This is a genomic window from Nocardioides massiliensis, assembly GCF_030811215.1.
In the GTDB taxonomy this organism is placed as follows: domain Bacteria; phylum Actinomycetota; class Actinomycetes; order Propionibacteriales; family Nocardioidaceae; genus Nocardioides_A; species Nocardioides_A massiliensis.
Genome location: NZ_JAUSQM010000001.1, coordinates 1,271,184 through 1,294,177, shown reverse-complemented (window position 1 = coordinate 1,294,177; position 22,994 = coordinate 1,271,184). Strand labels below are relative to the sequence as shown.

The 22,994-nt window shown below is 71.1% G+C and carries 18 protein-coding genes; 12 read left to right on the top strand and 6 right to left on the bottom strand.

From position 1 onward, the window contains the following. Positions 1–76: 76 nt before the first annotated feature. Positions 77–1,054: an RDD family protein gene (locus tag J2S59_RS06520; RefSeq protein ID WP_306824935.1), complete on the top strand. Its 978-nt coding sequence runs from the start codon at positions 77–79 to the stop codon at positions 1,052–1,054. An 84-nt stretch (positions 1,055–1,138) separates the two neighbouring features. Here the strand turns inward: J2S59_RS06520 and J2S59_RS06515 are convergent, their stop codons facing one another. The 3 genes from J2S59_RS06515 to hutH are packed head-to-tail and all read right to left on the bottom strand — an operon-like array spanning position 1,139 to position 5,410. Continuing rightward, complete coding sequence (locus J2S59_RS06515; RefSeq protein WP_068125188.1) at positions 1,139–2,158, bottom strand: M48 family metallopeptidase; 1,020 nt, start codon at positions 2,156–2,158, stop codon at positions 1,139–1,141. Next, positions 2,148–3,878 carry a urocanate hydratase gene (gene hutU, locus J2S59_RS06510; protein WP_068125186.1) on the bottom strand — a complete coding sequence of 577 codons (1,731 nt, stop codon included), beginning with the start codon at positions 3,876–3,878 and terminating at the stop codon, positions 2,148–2,150. The genes J2S59_RS06515 and hutU overlap by 11 nt, the downstream gene beginning before the upstream one ends. Then, positions 3,875–5,410: a histidine ammonia-lyase gene (hutH, locus tag J2S59_RS06505; RefSeq protein WP_068125184.1), complete on the bottom strand. Its 1,536-nt coding sequence runs from the start codon at positions 5,408–5,410 to the stop codon at positions 3,875–3,877. The genes hutU and hutH overlap by 4 nt, the downstream gene beginning before the upstream one ends. A 116-nt stretch (positions 5,411–5,526) precedes the next feature. Between hutH and J2S59_RS06500 the strand changes: the two genes are divergently transcribed. The 11 genes from J2S59_RS06500 (at position 5,527) to J2S59_RS06445 (ending at position 19,452) form a co-directional block, all read left to right on the top strand. After that, positions 5,527–6,075, top strand: coding sequence for an NfeD family protein (locus tag J2S59_RS06500; RefSeq protein WP_068125182.1), 549 nt, complete (start codon positions 5,527–5,529; stop codon positions 6,073–6,075). Positions 6,076–6,108: 33 nt separating this feature from the next. Beyond that, a complete protein-coding gene (locus tag J2S59_RS06495) occupies positions 6,109–7,617 on the top strand; it encodes a flotillin family protein (protein WP_068125181.1) in 1,509 nt (502 codons plus the stop codon). Between the two features lie 91 nt (positions 7,618–7,708). After that, positions 7,709–9,016, top strand: coding sequence for an MFS transporter (locus tag J2S59_RS20325; RefSeq protein ID WP_370871476.1), 1,308 nt, complete (start codon positions 7,709–7,711; stop codon positions 9,014–9,016). A 14-nt stretch (positions 9,017–9,030) separates the two neighbouring features. Further along, positions 9,031–9,444: a hypothetical protein gene (locus J2S59_RS06480; RefSeq protein WP_306824934.1), complete on the top strand. Its 414-nt coding sequence runs from the start codon at positions 9,031–9,033 to the stop codon at positions 9,442–9,444. A 56-nt stretch (positions 9,445–9,500) separates the two neighbouring features. Next, positions 9,501–12,197, top strand: coding sequence for an amidohydrolase family protein (locus J2S59_RS06475; RefSeq protein WP_306824933.1), 2,697 nt, complete (start codon positions 9,501–9,503; stop codon positions 12,195–12,197). A gap of 19 nt (positions 12,198–12,216) precedes the next feature. Further along, the gene (locus J2S59_RS06470) at positions 12,217–12,762 is read left to right on the top strand and encodes an NUDIX hydrolase family protein (protein ID WP_068119488.1); all 546 of its coding nucleotides are present in this window, start codon (positions 12,217–12,219) and stop codon (positions 12,760–12,762) included. A gap of 143 nt (positions 12,763–12,905) precedes the next feature. Next, positions 12,906–16,232, top strand: a complete 3,327-nt coding sequence (locus J2S59_RS06465; RefSeq protein WP_181641742.1) for a heterodisulfide reductase-related iron-sulfur binding cluster — start codon at positions 12,906–12,908, stop codon at positions 16,230–16,232. Between the two features lie 145 nt (positions 16,233–16,377). Then, complete coding sequence (locus tag J2S59_RS06460; RefSeq protein WP_068119485.1) at positions 16,378–17,790, top strand: HNH endonuclease signature motif containing protein; 1,413 nt, start codon at positions 16,378–16,380, stop codon at positions 17,788–17,790. Positions 17,791–17,881: 91 nt separating this feature from the next. Further along, positions 17,882–18,427: a toxin-antitoxin system HicB family antitoxin gene (locus J2S59_RS06455; protein WP_246360206.1), complete on the top strand. Its 546-nt coding sequence runs from the start codon at positions 17,882–17,884 to the stop codon at positions 18,425–18,427. A gap of 11 nt (positions 18,428–18,438) precedes the next feature. Next, positions 18,439–19,257 carry a DUF4097 family beta strand repeat-containing protein gene (locus J2S59_RS06450; protein ID WP_068119482.1) on the top strand — a complete coding sequence of 273 codons (819 nt, stop codon included), beginning with the start codon at positions 18,439–18,441 and terminating at the stop codon, positions 19,255–19,257. A gap of 27 nt (positions 19,258–19,284) precedes the next feature. Further along, on the top strand, positions 19,285–19,452 hold the full coding sequence (locus J2S59_RS06445) for a hypothetical protein (RefSeq protein ID WP_181641741.1): 168 nt from the start codon (positions 19,285–19,287) through the stop codon (positions 19,450–19,452). Positions 19,453–19,572: 120 nt separating this feature from the next. On the opposite strand, the gene J2S59_RS06440 is transcribed toward J2S59_RS06445, so the two are convergent. From J2S59_RS06440 to J2S59_RS06430, 3 genes are read right to left on the bottom strand one after another with little or no spacing between them, the layout of a single operon-like run. After that, entirely contained in the window at positions 19,573–20,502 is a 930-nt protein-coding gene (locus tag J2S59_RS06440; RefSeq protein ID WP_220138374.1) for a glycine betaine ABC transporter substrate-binding protein, read from the bottom strand. A gap of 55 nt (positions 20,503–20,557) precedes the next feature. After that, on the bottom strand, positions 20,558–21,508 hold the full coding sequence (locus J2S59_RS06435) for an ABC transporter permease (protein WP_068119479.1): 951 nt from the start codon (positions 21,506–21,508) through the stop codon (positions 20,558–20,560). Then, positions 21,505–22,743 (bottom strand): quaternary amine ABC transporter ATP-binding protein, encoded by a 1,239-nt coding sequence (locus J2S59_RS06430; RefSeq protein ID WP_181641740.1) that lies wholly within the window; start codon positions 22,741–22,743, stop codon positions 21,505–21,507. Before J2S59_RS06430 ends, J2S59_RS06435 begins: the two co-directional genes overlap by 4 nt. Between the last annotated feature and the right edge of the window lie 251 nt (positions 22,744–22,994).

The following is a 22,994-nucleotide window of genomic DNA, read 5'->3' as shown; positions in this document are numbered from 1 at the left end:
TCGGACGGGGATCGGAGCGTCACTGTGACACGCACCACATCGAGGCTCAAGAGGTTCGCGTGGGTAGGTTCTGTCCATGAGTGAGGACCGCCCGCTGTGGCAGCGCGTCACCGGTGAGGTGAGCAGTCGGGTCGTGTCCGCCATCGACCCCGACGTCGTGCTCGACGAGATCGACGTCGACGCCTTCCTCGACCGCGTCGACGTCAACCGCCTGCTCGACCGGGTCGACCCCAACGCCCTCCTCGACCGCGTCGACGTCGATCGGCTCCTCGAGCGGGTCGACCCCAACGCCCTCCTCGACCGCGTCGACGTGGACCGCCTGCTCGCGCATGTCGACCTGGAGGCGATCGTCCGGCGATCCGGCATCCCCGACATCGTCGCGGAGAGCACCGGTGCACTCGGCCAGCGTGGCCTCGACCTGCTGCGCCGCCAGCTGGTCGCCCTCGACGTCCTCATCGACAAGGTCACCGACTCCCTGCTGCGCCGGGACTTCTCGGAGGAGCCCGCCGGACCAGCGCGGCTCGTGGCCGACGCGCGCCGCGACGAGACCCGGTCGGGACGCCGGTCGGTCTCGGGCCATTACGCCGGCCCCGTCACCCGAGCCGTGGCGCTCGCGCTCGACGCCGCGATCGTCGTGGGCGCCTTCACCCTCGGCGCAGCGGGAGTCGAGTTCCTCGCGCGCGTGTTCCTCGGCATCGACCTCTCCACCAGCGTGGGCTCGCCGGTCGCGCTCCTGGCGATCGCGACCTGGGCGTGGGTCTACTCCGTCTCCTGCCACACCATCGCCGGGCGCACCGTCGGCAAGGCCGTCGTCGGCGTCCGGGTCGTCACCCGCGACGGTCGCACCCTCACCGCATCCCGCGCGTTCTGGCGCACCCTCGCCTTCCCGCTCAGCTGGGTCGGCGGGCTGGGCTTCCTGCTCGCCGCCATCCACCGCGAGCACCTCGCGCTCCACGACCTGCTCGCCGGCACCACCTCGGTCTACGACTGGGGCGAGCGTGCCGCCGAGCTCTCCGGCCCGCTCACCGCGTTCCTCGAGCGCACCGCCGACTGAGCGTCAGGCCGCATGCGCCCCACTCGAGGATCCCAGTCACCTGATGACTGCGATCCTCGAGTGGGACGCAGGGGGGGTGGGACATCACTCCTCGTCCCGGCGCCGCCGTACGGTCTCGTCGAACCACCCCTTGACGCTGCCGACGACACCGGCGGTCTCGTGCAGCACCTTGCCGAGCAGGTCCTGGCTGGAGGCGAAGGCCTCGGAGTAGCTGGCGGCGGCGGCCTTCGCCTCGTCGCTGACCGAGGCTGTCGCGTCGTCCTCGCGGCGGGGGTACTCGCCCTCGAGGATGCGGGTGTAGTCCCCGCCGTCGACCCAGCGGCGCAGCTCGGACGCGCGCACGACGGCGAACGGGTGGGTCCGGTTCTCGACGAGGAGCAGCTTGAGCACGGAGTCGCGCAGGTCACCGGAGTCGGCGTACTCCTGACCCTGGGCGAAGAACGAGGTGGTGTCGAGATCCTCGAGGTGTCCCCCGCTGGCGAGCTGCATGTGGACGCGGAAGGCGGTCGCCGGGTCCTGGGTCGCGAGCAGACCGGCACGGTCGGCCGACAGCTCCGCCTTGCGGGCCCATTCGTTGAGCGCGGCCACGATCGCGCGCAGTCCGAGTCCGCCGAACGGGATCGACGCCATCGAGGTCGTCAGCTGGAGCAGCCGCATGAGGATGGTGCGATAGACGGCGTGTCCGCTGAGGGCGTGGCCGAGCTCGTGGGCGACGACGAACCGCAGCTCCTCCTCGTCGAGCAGATCCACCAGCGCGGAGTTGAGCACGATGATCGGCTTGTTCATGCCGATGGTGACCGCGTTGAGCGTCGGGTCGGCGGTGACGTAGAGCTCCGGCAGCTCCGCCACGTCGAGCACGCGGCCCACGTCCCCCAGCAGTCGGTGCAGCGTCGCGAACTGCCGCTCGTCGACCCGCACGGCGGACCCCAGCACGACCAGGCGTACGGCGCGCTCGTTGACCAGACCGCTCATCGCCTTGACGACCGTGTCGAAGCCCTTGAGCCGGCGCAACGCCACCAACGCGCCCCGGTCCGCGGGGTGCTCCCACGCCCGCGAGCTGATCGAGGACAGCGTGACGCGCGAGCGTGCGGGTTCAGTTCCCATGCGCCCACCCTGCCATCGGCACCCGCACCCCGCGCTCGGCAGCGACCTCGGCGGCGCGGTCGTAACCGGCGTCGACGTGCCGGATGACGCCCATCCCGGGGTCGTTGGTCAGCACCCGCTCGATCTTCTCGGCGGCCAGCGCCGTGCCGTCGGCGACGATCACCTGCCCGGCGTGGATCGAGCGGCCCATCCCCACCCCGCCCCCGTGGTGGATCGACACCCAGGTCGCGCCGGATGCGGTGTTGACCAACGCGTTGAGCAGCGCCCAGTCGGCGATCGCGTCGGAGCCGTCGAGCATCGCCTCGGTCTCGCGGTACGGCGAGGCCACCGACCCGCAGTCCAGGTGGTCGCGACCGATGACGATCGGCGCCTTCAGCTCGCCGGAGGCCACCATCTCGTTGAACCGCAGCCCCGCGCGGTGGCGCTCGCCGTACCCCAGCCAGCAGATCCGGGCGGGCAGCCCCTGGAAGTGCACCCGCTCGCGCGCCATGGTGATCCAGCGGTGCAACCGCTCGTACGCCGCGCTCTCCTCGCGCGGGAACAGCTCCAGGATCGCCCGGTCGGTGGCCGCGATGTCGGCCGGGTCGCCCGACAGTGCCGCCCACCGGAACGGCCCGCGACCCTCGCAGAACTGCGGACGGATGTAGGCCGGCACGAACCCGGGGAAGGCGAACGCCCGGTCGTAGCCGCCCTTGCGCGCCTCGTCGCGGATCGAGTTGCCGTAGTCGAAGACCTCCGCACCCGCGTCCTGCAGCTCCACCATCGCGCGCACGTGCGTGGCCATCGACTCCCGCGCGCGAGCGGTGAACCCCTCCGGGTCGCGGGTGCGCTCGGCCTCCCAGTCCTCGAACGCGATGCCCGCGGGCAGGTAGGCCAGCGGGTCGTGCGCGGAGGTCTGGTCGGTGACGACGTCGATGGGGGCGCCGCGGCGTACGAGCTCCGGCAGCACCTCCGCGGCATTGCCGAGCAGCCCGATCGACAGCGGCCTGAGCGCGTCGCGCGCCTCGACCGCGAGCGCGAGTGCGTGGTCGAGGTCGTCGGCCTGGCAGTCGAGGTATCGGTGCTCGAGGCGGCGCGCGATGCGGCTCTGATCGACCTCGACGCAGATCGCGACGCCCTCGTTCATCGTCACCGCGAGCGGCTGCGCACCACCCATCCCACCGAGGCCCGCGGTGACGGTGATCGTGCCCGCAAGCGAAACGTTGGTCGAGTGCCCGCCGAGGGACGAGGCGGGTGTATCGAGACCCCGCCCGGCCAACCGCTCCGCCACCGCCGCGAACGTCTCATACGTCCCCTGCAGGATCCCCTGCGTGCCGATGTAGATCCACGACCCGGCGGTCATCTGGCCATACATCGTCAGCCCCAGCTCCTCGAGCCGGCGGAACTCCTCCCAGTTCGCCCAGTCCCCGACCAGGTTGGAGTTGGCGATGAGCACCCGCGGCGCCCAGGTGTGCGTGCGCATCACCCCGACCGGCTTGCCCGACTGCACGAGCAGGGTCTCGTCGTCGGCCAGCGTGGTCAGCTCGGCCACGATCGCGTCGTACGCCGCCCACGACCGCGCGGCCTTGCCGGTGCCGCCATAGACCACCAGGTCGTCGGGGCGCTCGGCATTGTCGGGGTCGAGGTTGTTCATCAGCATCCGCAGCGGCGCCTCGGTCTGCCACGACCGGGCCGTCAGCTCCGTGCCGCGTGGTGCCCGCACAGGTCGTGCTTCGGTCATCGCAGCTCTCCGATCTCCGTCTCGACGGTCTCCACCAACGCCCCCGACCCCACCAGCCGTACGGCGACCTCGATCTCCGGTGCCAGGTGGCGATCCGGGCCGGGTCCTTCCACGCCCGCCTCCCGCAGCAGCCGGACGGCGGCCGCGGTGCCCGGCGCTGGGTCCAGCGGGGCCCGGAGATCGAGAGCCCGCGCGGCGGTGAGGTACTCGATCGCCAGCACCCGGGTCAGGCCGTCGACGGATCGGCGCAGCTTGCGCGCCGCGCCCCAGCCCATCGACACGTGGTCCTCCTGCATCGCGCTGCTGGGGATCGAGTCGACACTGGCCGGCACCGCCAGCCGCTTGAGCTCGGAGACGATCCCGGCCTGGGTGTACTGCGCGATCATGTGCCCGCTGTCGACGCCGGGATCGTGGGCGAGGAACGGCGGCAGCCCGTGGCTGCGGGCCCGGTCGAGGAAGCGGTCCGTACGGCGCTCGCTGATCGAGGCCAGGTCGGCGGCGACGATCGCGAGGAAGTCGAGCACGTAGGCCACCGGCGCCCCGTGGAAGTTGCCGTTGGACTCCACCCGGTCGTCGATCACCACGGGGTTGTCGATCGCCGAGGCGAGCTCGCGTCCGGCGACCGCCGCGGCGTGGTCGACGGTGTCGCGCACCGCGCCGTGCACCTGCGGGGAGCACCGCAGCGAGTAGGCGTCCTGCACCCGGTTGCAGTCCGGTCCGCGGTGGCTCGCGACGATGCCGGAGTCGGCGAGCAAGCGCGCGAGGTTGGCGGCCGACGCCTGTTGACCCACCTGCGGCCGCAGCGCGTGCAGCTCCGCGGCGAACACCCGGTCCGTCCCCAGCTGCGCCTCGACCGACATCGCCGCGGTCACGTCGGCGGTCTTCAACAAATTGCGCAGGTCGTGCAGCGCCAGCAGCAGCATCCCCAGCATCCCGTCGGTGCCGTTGACGAGCGCCAGCCCCTCCTTCGCGGCCAGCTGCACGGGAGCGAGCCCGGCAGCGGTGAGCGCCTCGGCCGCGGGTCGGCGTACCCCGTCCGCGTCGTCGACCTCGCCCTCCCCCATCAGGGCCAGCGCACACGCCGACAGCGGCGCGAGGTCGCCCGAGCACCCGAGCGAGCCGTACTCGGGGACGACAGGGCTAATGCCGGCGTTGAGCAGGTCGGCGAGCAGTTGCGCGGTCTCGCGGCGTACGCCGGTGCGACCCGTCGCCAGCGTCGAGAGCCGCAGCAGCATCAGCGCCCGCACGACCTCGCGCTCCACCGCCGGCCCGCTGCCCGCGGCGTGGGAGCGGATCAGCGAGCGCTGCAGCTGGTCGCGCTGCTCGGCGGGGATGTGCCGGGTGGCCAGCGCGCCGAACCCCGTCGAGACGCCGTACGTCGGTCTCGGTCCGGCCGCGAGGGCGTCGACCACGCTGCGGGCCCGTTCGATGGCCGCGGTCGCCATCGCGGTCAGCTCGACCCTGGCTCCGTCGCGCGCGACCGCGACCACGTCGGCCGGGGCGAGCGGGCTGACATCGATGGCGACCGTCATGCACCCACCCCACCGCCTTTTCGTCGAAGGCGCCAGCACTCCACCCGAACCGTGACCTAGGGTGAGGCGCGAGACGGCGGCGGGCTCACCGCCTCCGGCGACGGACGGGGGTCCAGGTGACGACGTTCTTCGTCATCGGCGTGCTCGGACTCCTGCTGATCGCTGTCTCCCTCTTCATCGGCGACGTGCTCGACGGCGTCTTCGAGGTCCTCGACGGCTTCCTCGGGGGGATCTTCTCCACCGCCGTCATCGGCGGCTTCACCGCGGCCTTCGGGTTCGGTGGCGCCGCGGCGCTCGGCGCGGGGCTCCCGATGATCGGCGCGGTCGGCGTCGGCATCGGCGTCGGCGCGGTGTTCGGCTGGTTCGCCGCGTGGCTGACTCGACTGATCCGCGACGGCGGCAGCGACGCCACCATCGAGTCGAGCGACCTCCTCGGCCACAGCGGCCGGGTCGTCACCGCCATCCCCGCCGACGGGCTCGGCACCGTCCGCGTCGTCATCGGCGGGCACAGCGTGCGCCGCAACGCCCGCGCCGAGGCCGCGCTCGAGCCCGGCACCGAGGTCCACGTGACCGGCGTGCTCTCGCCGACCGCGGTCACCGTCGCACCCGTGTGGCCGCCGCTGGAGTCCTCCGGCGAGCCACCGGCACTGCCCCCACAGTCCTGACCCTCCAGACCGCCCAGCCCGAAAGGCACCACCGTGCTCTACCCCGTGATCGGCCTCGTCGCCGTCCTCGTCCTGCTCCTGCTGCTGGTCACCAGCCGCTACAAGGTGGCGGGGCCCAACCAGGCGTTCATCGTCACCGGCCGCAAGGGCAAGGCGGTCGTCAACCCCGAGACGGGTGAGCTGAGCACCGACCTGTCGGGGCAGAAGGTCGTCCTGGGTGGCGGCACCTTCGTCATCCCGTTCGTGCAGAAGCTCGCGACGATGGACCTCTCCAGCCGCCGCATCTCGGTGCAGATCCGCGGCGCGGTCTCGGGGCAGGGCATCAAGCTCAACCTCGACGGCGTCGCGATCGTGAAGGTCGGCGGCAACGCCGACCAGATCCGGCTCGCGGCGCAGCGCTTCCTGTCGCAGCAGCAGGACGTCGAGCCCTTCACCCAGGAGGTGCTGGCCGGTGCGCTGCGCTCGATCGTCGGCGGCCTCACCGTGGAGCAGATCATCCGCGACCGCGCCGCGTTCGCGCAGCGCGTCGCCGACGAGTCCGAGACCTCGCTGACCGGTCAGGGTCTCATCCTCGACACCTTCCAGATCCAGGACGTCACCGACGACGGCAGCTACCTCGCCGACCTCGGCCGGCCCGAGGCTGCCCGCATCGAGCAGGAGGCGGCGGTCGCCGAGGCGGCCGCGCGGCAGGCCGCCGAGCAGGCGCGGATCGTGGCCGAGGAGCAGATCGCGGTCTCCCAGCGCGCGCTGGAACTCAAGCAGGCCGAGATCAAGGCCGAGACCGACGCCGCGAGCGCCAACGCCGCGGCTGCCGGCCCCCTCGCCCAGGCCGACCGCGACCAGGCGATCCTCGCCGAGCAGGAGAAGGTCGCCGTACGCCGGGCGTCGCTCACCGAGCGCGACCTCGAGACCCAGGTCCGCAAGCCCGCCGACGCTGAGCGCTACCGCGTCGAGCAGGAGGCCGAGGCGCGCCGCAGCGCCGAGATCGCCGCGGCCGACGCGCGGAAGGCCGCCACCATCGCTGCCGCCGAGGCGGCTGCCGAGGAGGCCCGGCTCAGCGGTGAGGCCGAGAAGTCCCGCCGCTCCGCGCTCGCCGAGGCCGAGGCGATCGAGGGTGCGCGCCGCGGTGAGGCCGAGAAGGCCCGGCGTACGGCGGAGGCCGACGCGCTCCGCGCCGAGGGTGAGGCCCAGGCGGCCTCGACACTGGCCGTCGGCCAGGCCGAGGCCGAGGCGATGGACAAGCGGGCCGAGGCGTTCGCGCGCTACAACGACGCCGCCGTCCTGCAGATGCTCATCGAGGTGCTGCCGCAGATCGCCCGCGAGGTCGCAGCTCCGATCAGCGCGATCGACCAGCTCACCGTCATCTCCACCGACGGTGCCGGCGCGATGCCCAAGCAGGTCACCGACAACGTCGTGCAGACCCTCCAGATGCTCAAGACCTCCACCGGCCTCGACCTCCAGGAGATGATCCAGAAGACCGTCGGCCGTGCCACCGGCGAGAGCTCCGACGCCGAGGGGACCGCGCTGACCACTCAGCCCTGACCTCCGCATACTCCGGTCGCGGTGGGTGATCTCACAGGCCGTACGGCGAGATCGGGCCAGCCGCGGCGGTGTCCGGGCGTTCACTGATGAGGTGACCGTCCGGACCGCCGCGCCCACCTCGCTCGCTGCGCTCAGCGCGGCGCGTCGGTGGACGATGCTCGGGGTCTCGACCGCCGCCCAGGCCGGGTCGGCGGTGATGATCCACGGGCCGGCGTTCCTCATCCCCGCTCTGCACCGTGACCACGGGCTGTCCCTGGTCCAGGCCGGTCTCGTCGCCGCCGCGCCGATCGCCGGTGTCATGGTGGCGCTGGTCGCTTGGGGAGCCGTCGTCGACCGGCTCGGGGAACGGTTCGTGCTGCTCGCCGGGCTGACCGCGACCGCGGGCGCCGGGCTGATCGCCACGCAGACCACCGAACCCGTGGCCCTCGGGCTGGCCCTCCTGCTCGCCGGCGCAGCGGCCGCCAGCACGGCCAGCGCGTCGGGGCGCGTGGTCGTCGGCTGGTTCCCACCCCGTCAGCGCGGGTTGGCCATGGGGATCCGACACATGTCCCAGCCGGCGGGCGTGGGCATCGCAGCTGTCACGATGGCCGTCCTCGCCCTCGAGCACAGCATCGCCGCAGCGCTGTGGGTGCCGACCGCGGCCGCGGCGATCAGCATCGCCGGTGTCGCGCTCACCGTCGTCGACCCGCCACGACCCGAGCGGACCGTCGTCACCGGCGCCAACCCCTACCGGGCCGAGCCGCGGCTGGGCTACCTCGCGCGCATCCACGTCGTCTCGGTGCTCCTGGTGGTCCCGCAGTTCCTGGTCTGGACCTTCGCCGTGGTGTGGTTGGTCGACGAGCGCGGCTGGCATCCCGGGGCGGCCGGTGTCCTCGTCGGGACGGCCCAGCTGACCGGGGTCCTCGCCCGGGTGGTGGCGGGCTGGGCGTCGGACCGCGTGGGCAACCGCATGCGTCCGCTACGCGCCGTCGCCGTCATGGCAGGTGTGGTCATGGCGCTGCTCGCGCTGACCGATGCACTCGACTCCGGGCTGGGCGTCGGACCGCGTGGGCAACCGCATGCGTCCGCTACGCGCCGTCGCCGTCATGGCAGGTGTGGTCATGGCGCTGCTCGCGCTGACCGATGCACTCGACTCCGGGCTGGCCGTCCTCCTGCTCGTCGCCGCCACCGGTCTCACCGTCGCGGACAACGGACTGGCTTTCACCGCCGTCGCCGAGCGAGCCGGACCGTTCTGGTCCGGGCGGGCGCTGGGGGCGCAGAACACTGCGCAGTACCTCGCCGCAGCCGCCGTACCCCCGGTCGCCGGCCTGGCGATCACCCACGTCGGGTACGCCGCGACCTTCGCCATCGCCGCGGTGCTCCCTCTGCTGGCGTCTCCGCTCGTCCCCATCACCGATGAGCGACCGCTGACTGTTGCGTAGGGCCGCGCTCGTCTCCGCCGACGTCCTGCCTGACGAGGCGACCGCGTCGACCTTCGTCGCCGCCTGCACCGCGGCCGGGATCGCGGTGACCGACCCCAGTGCGCTGCCGCCGGCGAACCACGGCGCGGAGGCGATCGGGTTCCGCCACCCGGCCGTCCCGGGGGACCTGACCCCGGCCCGCCGCGGCGACCTCGACCTCGTGTCCTCCTCCCTGCGCTGGATCGCGCTGATCGTGCTCGTCGTGGCAGGTCTGGCCGCGACCGGCAGCGGACCGATCGGGGTGCTCGTCCTGGTCGCCGCCGTCGCGGCCCTCGCGGTCGCCATCGGCTGTTGGTACGCCGGATGGCAGTGGCGCCGCGCGCTGATCCGCCCGGCACACCCCGCCGGACCGACGACTCTGCCGTGACCTGAGCAGGGACACGTCGTTGGTCCCGGGACAGCGCCAGGCCAGCGAGGAGTGCCATGCCCGAGTCGACCGACGAGCCGACCCTGCACGACCCGCGCGCGAGATTGTCGTCGCTGCTGCGACTCCTCGGCGCCGTCGGTGTCGCCATCACCCTCGTGGTGGTCGGGATCAACCTGCCGTCGGGCAGTGACGACGCCGAGGTCCCCGCGGCGCTCGACATCGAGGACGACCGTGCCGCCGAGGCCGACGACTTCGCCCGCAACGCGGCCGACCTGGCCGAGCGCGCCACCCGCCGGGCCCGCGGGGTCACGGGCGGGAAGGTCGCCGACGACGGCCACGTGCACGCAGGCGTCGACCCGCTGGTCGACGGTGACGACGGGCACGGGCACGACCACTCCGACCCCACGACCAAGAACGCGCTCTCGCGCAGTGCTCCCGAGGAGACCCCCGAGACCCGCGACCCCACCACGCCGATCCAGGCAGCCGCTGCCCGCGACGTCGTCGAGGCCCAGCGGGCGGAGGGGACGCCGTACCTCACCACGGCCGCGTTCGAGCGCGCCCGCACCCGCGTCCCGGCCGACCGCTACGCGATGGCGAACGGCTGCTACGCCCTCCAGGCGCCGTCGGGCCGCTGGGTCACCCGCACCGGCGGCGGCCTCGCGGCGACCGCGCCGGGCATCAAGCGCGCCGCCCCGATCCACTTCCGCGCGACCGACCTCGGCACCTACCTGCTCTACGGCGGCAAGCGTGACTTCGTCACCCGCGCCGGCGGGCCCCTGCTGGGCCTGGGCACCTCCAACCGGATCGTCTGGGCCGCCAAGCCCAGCAAGCGCGGCGACTACACCGTCACCAAGCAGGGCAAGGGCTTCCGCTTCGCCCTCGCCGGCGGCGGGCTGGCGGTGGGCAACGACGGGACGCTCGCCTTCGGGAAGCAGCCGACGACCTTCCGGCTGCGGACCACCACCGGCTGCGCGACGTACCCCGAGGCCCAGGTCAACATCAAGGGCGCACCCCACGCGGGGGAGACCCCCCACCAGCAGGTCGTCGGCTACGTCGACGCCCACACCCACGGGATGGCCTACGAGTTCCTCGGCGGGCGCGCCCACTGCGGCAAGCCGTGGCATCCGTACGGCGTGGCCTACGCGCTGGTCGACTGCATCGACCACACGATCACGGGCGGGTACGGCGCCGTGCTCGAGGCGGTGCTCTCGGGCAAGCCGACCCACGACCCGGTCGGGTGGCCGACGTTCAAGGACTGGCCGGCTCCGGACTCGCTGACCCACGAGGGCACCTACTACAAGTGGATGGAGCGCTCCTGGCGCGGCGGGCTGCGCCTGTTCGTCAACCTGCTGGTCGAGAACAATCAGCTGTGCCAGCTCTACCCGTTGAAGAAGAACTCCTGCGACGACATGGACTCCATCCGGCTGCAGGCGAAGCGGATGAAGCAGTTCCAGCGCTACATCGACGCCCAGTCCGGTGGTCCGGGCCGCGGCTGGTACCGGATCGTGACGAACCCGGTCCAGGCCCGCAAGGTCATCAACGCCGGCAAGCTCGCGGTGGTCATGGGCATCGAGACCTCGATCCCGTTCGGTTGCACGATGAAGCTGGACATCCCGCAGTGCAACAAGGCCGAGATCGACCGCCAGCTCGACGCGATGCACAAGATGGGCGTGCGTCAGATGGAGCTGGTCAACAAGTTCGACAACGCGCTGTCCGGCGTCGCCGGCGACGAGGGCGCGACCGGCCTCCTGGTCGGGACGGCGAACTTCCTCGAGACCGGCACCTTCTGGCAGATGGAGAAGTGCACCTCCAAGGACCCCGAGGTCTCCGACAAGACCCAGAGCCTGGCACCGCCGCGCGCCGGCCAGCAGGATGCGCTCTTCGGCGCGATCGCGATGCTCAACCTGCCCACGCAGCCACTGCCGGTCTATCCCTCGGCCCCGCACTGCAACAAGCGCGGTCTCACGGCGCTCGGTGAGCACACGATCCGCGGCCTGGTGAAGCGCAAGATGCTCTTCGACCCCGACCACATGAGCGTGGTGGCCCGCAAGGCGTCGATGGACCTGATCGAGAAGCTCGACTACTCCGGCGTGCTCTCGAGCCACTCGTGGTCCACGCCCGACGCCTACCCGCGGATCGCCAAGGCGGGCGGATTCATCGCGCCGTACGCCGGTGACAGCACGGGCTTCGTGAAGAAGTGGAAGCGCCACGTCACCTGGGCTGACAAGCGCTACCTGTTCGGTCTCGGGTACGGCGCCGACATCAACGGGCTCGGCGCGCAGGGCAACCCGCGCGGCGCGAACGCGAAGAACAAGGTCACCTACCCGTTCAAGGGGCTCGGCGGGATCACCGTCGACAAGCAGCGCTCCGGCAAGCGGGTCTACGACATCAACGTCGACGGGGTCGCGCATTACGGGCTCTACCCCGACTGGATCGAGGACCTGCGCAAGCTCGCCGGACCGAAGATCGTGCGCGACATGGAGCGCGGCGCCGAGGCCTACCTGCAGATGTGGGAGCGCGCCGTCGGCATCCGCAACAACGGCTGCCGCGACACCGCCAACCGGACACCCCTGCGGAAGTTCCGCACCCTGAAGCGCGGCATGGCCACGACCACGGTCCTGCGCAGCGTCGGGATGCCGGGCAGCCGGTCGGCCAGCGGGTTCACCTACTGCGCCAAGCGACCCAACGGCAAGACCTCCCGGGTCGTGGTCGACCTGACCAAGGCCGGCAAGGTGGCGCGGGTCCGGCTCTGACCCCAGGCACAATGGCCCCGTGTCCTCCCTTCGCACCCCCGACCCCAATCCCGGCTGGCTCTCGGAATTCGCGCTCGACGAGACGCGGTCCCGGGTGCCGATCCTCTACGTCGAGGCGATCCCGGTCCGGGTCGACGGGCACGGGCAGGTCGAGCACGTCGGCATGCTGCTGCGCGGCTCCGCGACCGGGACGATGACCCGCTCGCTGGTCTCGGGACGGGTGCTGCACGGGGAGTCGCTGCGCGACGCCCTGATGCGCAACCTGGAGAAGGACCTCGGGCCGACGGCGTTCCCGCAGCTGCCGGCCTCGATCACCCCGTGCACGGTGGGTGAGTACTTCCCGCTGCCGGGAGTCACCCCGCTGCACGACCCGCGCCAGCACGCGGTCTCACTCGTGTACGTCGTCCCGGTCACCGGCGACTGCGCCCCTCGCCAGGACGCGCTCGAGCTCACCTGGTTGACGCCGGAGGAGGCCGTCCACCCGCGGGTGTCCGAGGAGCTCGAGGGCGGCCGCGGGCTGCTGGTCCGCCAAGCCCTCGCCCACGTCGGCGCGCTGCCGGCCTGACCGAGCAGCGAGAGTGCGCGCGCTCGGTTACCGCCCAGTAGGTAACCTCACACCGGTGGCGGGCTGACGCGTCCCGCGCCGTACTCATAGGCTCAGCCCACCCGCACCATGGTCGGCTCCCCCGACCCGGACGAGGAGAGTGCATGTCGGCATTCCAGATCGTGGCCATCGTCATCTCGTTGGCCGCCACCGCGATCGCGCTCGCGCTCGCCACACGCGCGGTCGTCTCCATGGTCGGCACGATCCGGCTGGGGCAACCGGCGCTCAAGCGCAGCGGCAACCCGGCGCGCCGCACCGTGACGATGCTGAAGGAGACCTTCGGCCACACGCGGATGTTCCAGTGGCGCTGGGTCGGCATCCTGCACTGGTTCGTCTACTTCGCCTTCCTCTTCCTCGCCTCCGCGGTGCTGGCGGGCTACTTCCAGCTCTTCGACCCGAAGTTCGTGCTGCCGATCATCGGTCACTGGTTCGGCTACGAGTGGGTGGCCGAGGGGCTGGGCGTCGTCAGCACGGTCGCCATCGTCTTCCTGATCATCTACCGCCAGAAGCACCACCCGCGCGCCGAGGGCCGCAAGAGCCGGTTCTTCGGCTCGAACTTCTGGCAGGCCTACTTCGTCGAGTTCATGGTGCTGCTGGAGGGCTCGGCGATCCTGTTCATCCGGGGCGCCGAGTACCGCCTCGGACAGCTCGTCAGCGACGAGCCGGAGCGGTTCGCCCGCTCTCACTTCCCGGTCAGCGGGTTCCTGGGTGACGCACTGTTCGGCGGGCTCGGCGAGCAGGGCCTGGAGAACGCGATCATCGCGATCGCCATGATCAAGATCCTTGCGGCGATGATCTGGCTGACGGTGCTGGCCCTCAACGTCACGATGGGCGTGGCCTGGCACCGCTTCACGGTCTGGCCCAACATCTGGTTCAAGCGTGAGGACAGCGGACGGGTCGCCCTGGGTGCGATGAAGCCCCTGACCTCCGAGGGCAAGGCGATCACCCTCGACGACATCGACGACCTCGACGAGGACGCGACCCTCGGCGTCGGCAAGGTCGAGGACTTCTCCTGGAAGGGCATCCTCGACTTCACCACGTGCACCGAGTGCGGCCGCTGCCAGAGCCAGTGCCCGGCGTGGAACACCGAGAAGCCGCTGTCGCCCAAGCTGCTGGTGATGGGCCTGCGCGACCACGCCTACGCCAAGGCGCCGTACCTCAAGGCCGGCGGCGAGGGCAGCGAGGCCGCCACCGCGCTGCTGGAGAAGGACCCCGAGCTGGCCAAGGAGGTCGAGCGTCCCCTGGTCGGCGAGACCGGTGACGACTGGTTCTACATGCCCGACTCCGGCGCTGCGGTCATCGACCCGGAGGTGCTGTGGAACTGCACCTCCTGCGGTGCGTGCGTCCAGCAGTGCCCCGTCGACATCGAGCACGTCGACCACATCATGGACATGCGGCGCTACCAGGTCCTGGTGGAGTCGAACTTCCCCACGGAGCTCAACCAGCTGTTCAAGGGCCTGGAGAACAAGGGCAACCCCTGGAACATGTCGCCCAACGCCCGCATGGACTGGGCGAAGGGTCTCGACTTCGAGGTCAAGGTCGTCGGTGAGGACATCGAGAGCCTCGACGAGGTCGACTGGCTGTTCTGGGTCGGCTGCGCCGGCGCCTACGAGGACCGGGCCAAGAAGACCACCCGCGCGGTCGCCGAGCTGCTCGACATCGCCGGCGTGAGCTTCGCGGTGCTGGGCAACGGCGAGACCTGCAACGGTGACCCCGCGCGTCGGGCCGGCAACGAGTTCGTCTTCCAGGGGCTGGCTCAGCAGAACGTCGAGGTGCTCACGGAGACGAAGGCCAAGAAGGTCGTCTCCACCTGCGCCCACTGCTTCAACACCCTGAAGAACGAGTACGCGCAGTTCGGCATCGAGCTCGAGGTCGTCCACCACACGCAGCTGCTCAACCGGCTCGTGCGCGAGGGCAAGCTGACCCCGGTCGCCTCGTCCGCACCGAAGCGCACCGTGACCTACCACGACCCGTGCTACCTGGGCCGTCACAACCAGGTCTACACGCCGCCGCGCGACCTGCTCACGATCATCCCCGACGCCGACTTCAAGGAGATGCCGCGCAACTCCGAGCGGTCGTTCTGCTGTGGTGCCGGTGGTGCGCGCATGTGGATGGAGGAGAACACCGGCGAGCGGATCAACGTCAACCGCACCAAGGAGGCCGTCGAGACCGGCGCCGACCAGATCGCGGTGGGCTGCCCGTTCTGCCGCGTGATGCTCGCCGACGGCCTCACCGCCCAGCAGGCCAAGGGCGAGGCTCGCGAGGAGGTCGAGGTCCTCGACGTCGCGCAGATGCTGCTGGCCTCGATCAAGGGCGAGAGCCCGGCTCCGGCGAAGGCCAAGGCCGGCGCGGGCGCGGCAGCGAAGGCCGGGTCCACCGAGACCAAGGCCGAGCCCGACGCGGGTGACGTCACGCAGACCGAGGAGACCGTCACGGCGACGGAGGACGTCGGCGTCAACGCGAAGGCCTCCGGTGGCAGCAGCTCGCTGTTCGACGACGCGTCCGCTGACGAGGCGCCGGCCGAGGCACCGACCGCCAAGGCCGCGGACAGCGGTGGGGGTTCGCTCTTCGACGACGCTCCGGCCGAGGAAGCACCTGCGGCGCAGTCCGGCGGCGGTTCGCTCTTCGACGAGGAGCCGGAGCCGAACCCGTCCCGCGACGAGGCGAAGGCCAAGTCGGAGGTCACCGACACCGGTGCCGACAACGAGCAGAAGGTCGCGCCCGCAGAGGACAAGCCCGAGGCGTCGATCTCGGGTGGCGGTTCGCTGTTCGACGTCGACGAGGAGCCCGCGGCCCCAACCGCCAAGACCGCCGCCAAGACCGCCGACAAGGCAGACGACCAGGCCGAACCCAACCCCTCCGCGCAGGAGACCGAGGCCAAGCCCGAGGTCACCGACACCGGCGCCGACAACGAGCAGAAGGTCGCCCCCGCAGAGGACAAGCCCGAGAGCTCCATCTCCGACGGCGACTCCCTGTTCGACGTGGAGGCCGACGAGCCGACCCCCGCGCCGGCCGCCAAGACCGACGACAAGCCGGAGGCAGAGGCCGAGCCCAACCCGTCGGCGCAGGAGGCCCAGGCCAAGCCCGAGGTCACCGACACCGGCGCCGACAACGAGCAGCACGTCGCGCCGGCCGAGGAGAAGCCCGAGGCGTCGGTCACCGACGAGGGGGACGGTGAGATCAAGTCGCTGTTCGAGGTCAAGGCCGAGCACGCCGAGAAGGAGGCAGGCAGCGAGGCCACGGCCGACGACGAGGCCGAGCCGAACCCGTCCCCGGAGGAGGTCGCAGCCAAGCCCGAGGTCACCGACACCGGCGCCGACAACGAGCAGCACGTCGTCCCGGCGGAGGAGAAGCCCGAGCAGAACCAGCCGAAGCCCCCGACGCAGTCCGGCAAGGCGATCGACGAAGCGGACTCCCTCTTCGACCTCTGAGCACCACTTCCAGGACGCCCCCTCGCTCACGCGAGGGGGCGTCCTGCGTTTCCCTCGACGGTCGAGGATCCGCCGACCGGCCCGCTCGTCGTCCCCAGTTGTCCGCTGGAACCGGAGTGTCGGTGGCGTGGTCCACGATGGATCCATGGACCAGCTGGACGAGTTCGACGAGGCGCAGGAGCCGGCCGATGACGGCGGCCAGGTGCCCCCTGCGTTCTTGTGGGAGCCCTGTCCGGACTCAGACGCCGAAGCGTGGGCCGCGCGCCCCGAGGTCGTGCCGCCGCACATCGAGGACGAGCTGACGTTCGCGGCGCGCAGCGAGCTGGGGTCGTTGCGGGCGGTGGAGGTGTTGGCGGTGATCGAGCAGCGCCGTGCGGTGATGCGGCGCTGGGAGACCGACCAGGTGCTGCTCGCAGCCCACCTGGCTGCGACCTACGAGACGATGCCCGGGGTGCGGGCGGCCGACAACACCGACCGGGATCGGCCGAACCGGGTCGCCCTGGCGGGCGAGGGTGCGCCGTCGGTGCACGAGCACGCCCCGTTGGAGCTGGCGGTGGCGTTGGCGATGAGCCCGGACGCCGGAATCGTGTTGATGTCCCATGGCCTGGAGCTGCGTTACCGCCTTCCCCGGTTGTGGGAACGCCTGAAGGCCGGTGAGGTCGAGGCATGGCGTGCACGCCAGGTGGCTGGGCAGACGTTGAAGCTCGACCTGGCCGTGGCGACCCGGGTCGATGAGTTGTTGGCGACCACGAAGCGGGCGATCAACAAGGCCACCGCGCTCGACCTGATCACCGAGGCCCTCCTCGCGCTCGACCCCGACGAGGCTGCGCGGTTGGAGGCGGAGAAGACCGACGGCCGTGGGATGTTCGTGCTGCCACCAGTGCCGGGGGACTCCCCGGCGTTCACCGAGGTCCACGCCCGCCTCGACTCCCCGGACGCGGAGGCACTGGAAGCGACAGTCGAGAAGCTCGCCGGGATCCTTGCCCGCCAGCTCGCCGCCGAGGGCCGTGATCCGGAGCCGTGGCAGCACCACCGCGCGACCGCGCTCGGGATCCTGGCTGACCCCTGGGCGGCAGCCGAGCTGTTGGAAACCGCTGGGGTGACGCCCAGCCGGGTCACGAACGGGACGGCGCGCGTGTATGTCCATGTCGAGGCCGATGACCTGGAGGAATGGGCAACGACCGGCACTGATCACGGTGCACGAGCTGAGCGTTTCGGCGCGATGACCCTCGGGCTGGTCGAGCAGTGGCTCCGCCGGCGCGACATCAAGCTCACCCCGGTCATCAACATGGCAGCTACCGCCGCGGTCGACGGCCATGACCCACCCGAGCGGATGCGGGAGCAGGTGATCCTGCGTGACGCCCACTGCCAAGGTCCCCACTGCACGAGACCGGCCCGGTCCTGCGACATCGATCATGTCGAGCCCTACGTCCCACCCGACGAGGGCGGACCACCCGGCCAGACCACCCCGGCCAACCTGCAAGTCCTGTGCCGACGACACCACCGGATGAAGACCCACGCTGAGGAGCGGTACCGCGCGCTCGTCCGCGCCGGCTAGGAGCGGCACAATCCCGTGGCTCCACCCCATGGCGTCGCGCCCTCACCTCACTGACGTCACCCTGCACTTGCCATGACGTCATTATGGTGTCATGGTGGTGCGCATGGACATCACGCCGTACGTCGATCGCCTCCGGGAGCAGCTCCTGGCCACCGCAGCCAGCGCCTCGCCTGAGGTAGCAGCAGCGGCTGAGCGCCTGACGATCGCGCTCGACCCCGCGGTGCGGTTGACGATGATGGAAGCGCTGGCCGAGGCGAGCGCCGAGATCACCCGAGAGCTCCCCTCGGGCAGCGTCGACGTCCGCCTGAGCGGCCGGTCGCTGGACTTCATCGTCGAGCTGCCGGCTACACCCACGCCCCCGACCGCGCCCACCCCGCCGCCTCCCCCGACGCCGCCCGCGCCGGAGGACCTCGATGACGGCGACGTCGTCCGCATCACCCTGCGCCTACCGGAGAACCTCAAGAACCGAGCGGAGGAGCAGGCGACCAAGGCCGGCCAGTCACTCAACACCTGGCTCGTCACCACCGTGCGCGACGCCGTCGCGGGGCGGGGCGAGGGCGCCGTACGCGTCGACATCGACCTGAGCTCGCTCCCGTTCGGCAGCCGCGGCTCGCGCCGCATGTCTGGCTGGGCCTGAGAGGACACGCCATGACCGAGCACCACAGCTTCCCCGGCGCCCACCCTCGCGACCTCGTGGTCGAGATCGGCGCCGGTGACCTGACCATCCGACTCGACCCCGACGCGGTCGGCACCGAGGTCGTCCTGGACGGACCGACCGAGGACGTCGAGGTCGAGGAGACCGACGACGCCGTCCGCGTGGTCCAACGACGCCGGCGGATCGGGTTCCTGAGCCGCGGCCTCGACGTGACAATCACGGCTCCCGCCGGCAGCCGCCCGGACGTGCAGACCGGGTCGGCCGACGTCGTCGTCACCGGCCCGGCGGGCACCACGAGCGTCCGCGTCGGATCTGCCGACGCCCGCGTCGAGACGGTCGACGGCGACGCCGATCTGGTGAGCGGCTCCGGCGACATCACGGTAGCCCACGTGTCGGGTCGGTTGCACGCCCGCAGCGGGTCCGGCGATCTCCGGATCGGTCGCGCGGCCGGGCCCGTCACGTTGTCGACCGGCTCCGGGGACGCCTCCCTGGACCAGGCGGATGCGGACGTCACCGCGAAGTCCGGTTCGGGCAACCTCGTCATCGGCCACGCCGCCGAGGTCCGGTTCACCACTGCCAGCGGCGACCTCCACATCACCCGGATCGACGCCGGCAGCGTGACGAGCAAGTCGGCCGCCGGCGACGTCCGCGTCGGCGTCGGTGCCGGCACCCCGGTCTGGACCGAGATCGACACGCTGACCGGATCGGTCCGCAATGACCTGCAGAGTCTGGGTGCACCCACCGACGGCCAGCCCTACGTGCAGATCCACGCGACCACCATCTCCGGCGACGTTCACCTCCGCCACGTCTGACACCCACCACGATCCAGGAGCAGCACCATGAGCGACCACAGCTTCCTCAGCGCCGAGAACGCCTTCGCCCACCAGCAGGAGCGGCTGCGCACGCTGCGCAACCGCACGCCCACCCCCACGCGCCGTACGCCGTCCCCCGGCCGCCGGGCGGTCGCCCGGCGACTCCGCGGGATCGCCGACGCCCTCGACGGCTGAGGGGGGTCTCGACAAGCTCGACCAACCAGGCCTGCTCGACCAACCAGGAACGCCGGTGCCCGGGACCCCTGACGGGATCCCGGGCACCGGCGTCTGACTCAGTCGCTCAACCGAACGCGATCAGCCCTTCAGGCTGTCGACGAAGTCCGGGTTGTCCTCGAGCCACTGTGCGACGGCCTCTTCCTCCTGGCCCTCGCCGAACTCGTTGACGACGAGGTCCTCGAGCGTGCCGAACTGCTCATCGGTCATCTCGAAGTTGCCCAGCATCTCCGCCACGTCGGCGAAGTCGTCGGAGAACCCGTCACGCGCGAGCACGTGCAGGCCCTCGGGGTCGCCCAGCGCACCCTCGGGGTCCTCGAGGTCCTTCACCGGGAAGGACGCGTTGGCCCAGAAGGGACGCCAGAGGGTGACGACGATGTCCTCCTCGTTGTCGATGGCGGTCTGCAGCTCCGCGAGCATCGCCGTGGTCGAGGACTCCTGCAGCTGGTAGTCCTCGTCGAGACCGTAGGTCGGCATGACGCTCTCCTTGGTCACGCGCGTCAGACCCGCACCGGGCTCGATGCCGACGATCCGGCCGTCGAACCGGTCGGCCTGCCCCTGGAGGTCGGCGATCGAGTTGACGTCGTCCATGTACTCCGGCACCGCGAAGGTCAGCACAGCGCCGCCGTAGTAGGTGGCGAGGTCCTCGATGTTGTCGCCGTGCTCGTCCATGTAGTCGACGTGCGTCGCCTCGGACCACGCCGAGGGGTAGATGTCGACGTCACCGTCGGCCAGCCCTTGGTAGAGCGGGGCCGCCTCGGTGAGCTCGGTCATCTCGACCGTGTAGCCCTCGTCCTCGAGGATGTTCTTCATCAGGTACGCCGTGGCCAGACCATCGGTCCAGGACGGCAGGTACCCCATCGTGATGGTGCCACCTGCAGCGTTGTCTCCGTTGTCGCCCGCGGTGTCACCGTTGTCGCCGTCGTCCGACCCGCACCCGGCAAGCACCATGGCGGTGGTCAGGAGCCCAGCGATGAATCCGACTCTTCTCAACTTCTTCGTGCGCTTCACTCGTCGTTCCTCTCGTCGATTCCTTGCTGATCCCGAGACATCTGTGGTGCGGCCCTCAGGCCGCCGTGGCGGGGCGTGCCTCCTCGGCGTCTGCCGCCGCCTGGTCCGTCTTGATGGCCCGTCGCTCGCGGAGGCGTCGCAACCGCCCGCCGCCCGGTCGGCGCGCGCCGACCGCTGCGGTGATGCGGTCGAGGTAGATCGCGAGGACGACCACCGACAGCCCGGCTTCGAAACCGAGGCCGAGGTTGAGCCGGGAGATCGAGGTGACCACCGCGGTGCCGAGGCCGCCGCCGCCCACGAGCCCGGCAATGACCGCCATCGACAGCGCGAGCATGATCACCTGGTTGACGCCGGCCATGATCGTGGGCGTCGCCAACGGCAGCTGGATGCCGCGCAGGATCTGGCGCGGCGTACCGCCGAAGGCACGCCCCGCCTCCACCACTTCGGCGTCGACCTGGCGGATGCCGAGCTCGGTGAGGCGTACGGCGGGCGGCAGCGCGAAGATCACGGTCGCCACCAACGCGCCGGGCACGCCGATCCGGAACAGCGCGACCACCGGGATCAGCCAGGCGAACGCCGGCATGGTCTGCATCAGGTCCATCACCGGCCGGACCACCCTGCTGACCCGGTCGGACCTCGCTGCCAGCACACCGAGCGGGATGCCGATCGCCAGGCACACGACCGTCGCGACCAGGACCAACGCCAACGTGGCCATCGCGTTCTCCCACTGCGCGACCGCGATGATGAACGCCAACCCGGCCACGGACCCGACCGCCAGCTTCCAGTCGCGGATGGCCCAGGCCAACACGGCCAGCACCGCCACGATGACCAACGCCGGCGGGGCGTTGAGCACATCGGTCAGGCCGTTGACCGCCCAGTCGACGGCATCGCGGATCGCGGTGAAGACCGGCTTGAGATTCGCCTCCACCCAGTCGAAGCCGGAGTCGATCCAGCCCCCGACCGGGATGCGCGGCACGCCGGTGTCGGTCTCCCACTGGATGCTCATCGCAGCACCGCCTCCTCCGTGTGCCCGCCGACCTCTTCGACCACGTCCTCGCCCTCGGAGCCGGCGACGGCGCCGAGCGCGCTGAGCAGGGTGACGCGGGGGATCACGCCGCGCAGACGCTGGGCGTCGTCGACGACTGCGAGCACACCGAGCTCGGCGGAGGCGTTGAAAAGATCGGCGACCGCGATGTCACCGCTGACCGTCGGAGCAGGCCGCAGGATGGCACGCAGGTCGGTGTGGCCGGCGTCCATCGCCGTACGCAGATCGTCCTCCACCACGATGCCCTGCACGACGCGGCTGCGGTCGAGGACCAACAGCGCAGAGACCTGGTGCTCGCGCATCAGCTTGTGCGCGGCGCGAGGACCCTGGTCCTTGCCGAGCACCGCCACCGGCGCCTCCATGACCGACGAGGCGGTGAGCACGCGCGTACGGTCGACGTCGGCGACGAACTGGGCGACGTAGTCGTTGGCGGGGTCGGTGAGGATCTGCTCCGCCGTACCGGTCTGCACGATCCGGCCGTCGCGCATCATCGCGATCCGGTCGCCCAGGCGCATCGCCTCGTTGAGGTCGTGGGTGATGAACAAGATGGTCTTGCCCAGCTGGTGCTGGAGCTCGACGAGCTGGTCCTGCATCTCGCGCCGGATCAGCGGGTCCAGCGCGCTGAACGCCTCGTCCATCAACATGATGTCGGTGCCGGCCGCGAGCGCGCGGGCGAGGCCGACGCGTTGCCGCATGCCGCCGGAGAGCTCGTCGGGCATGGAGCCGCCCCAACCCTCCAGGCCGACCATGCCCAGGGCCTCCTCGGCCCGCCGGGTGCGGTCAGAGCGGTTCATGCCACGCAGCTTCAGGCCGTACGCCGCATTCTCACCGACGGTGCGGTGGGGCAGGAGCGCGAAGTGCTGGAAGACCATGCTGACCCGCTCGCGGCGGACCTTGCGCAGCGCGCGCCCCTCGAGCTTGCTGACGTCCTGGTCGCCGAGGCGGACGGTGCCGGCCGTCGGCGGCTGGAGGCCGTTGACCATCCGCAGCAACGTGGACTTGCCGGATCCCGACAGGCCCATGACCACGAAGATCTCGCCCTGCTCGACGTGGAACGACGCGTCGATGACCGCCGCGGTCGTCCCCTCCTCGCGCAGCTCGTCGCGAGTCGTCTGGCCCGCGCGCAGTCGCTCCACCGCACGCTCAGGGCGCTTCCCGAATATCTTGTAGACCGCATCGGCCTCGATGACAGGCACGCGTCGACTTCTCCTCGACCGTGGACACCGACTCGGCTGTCGGCACCGCTCATGCGGCGGAGCGGTCCGCGCGGTCGACTCGCGGTCACGGTCTCCCGTGACGCCGTCCGTCGGCGGACGCCGAGCTGGATCGCGCTGATCCGACACTCACGCCGCATCCATCAACGTAACGAACAACGTTGTCCACCACGAATCGGGCATGCAGAAGCGAGACCCGAACGTGACCCCGATCACGGACAAACCGGACCAAG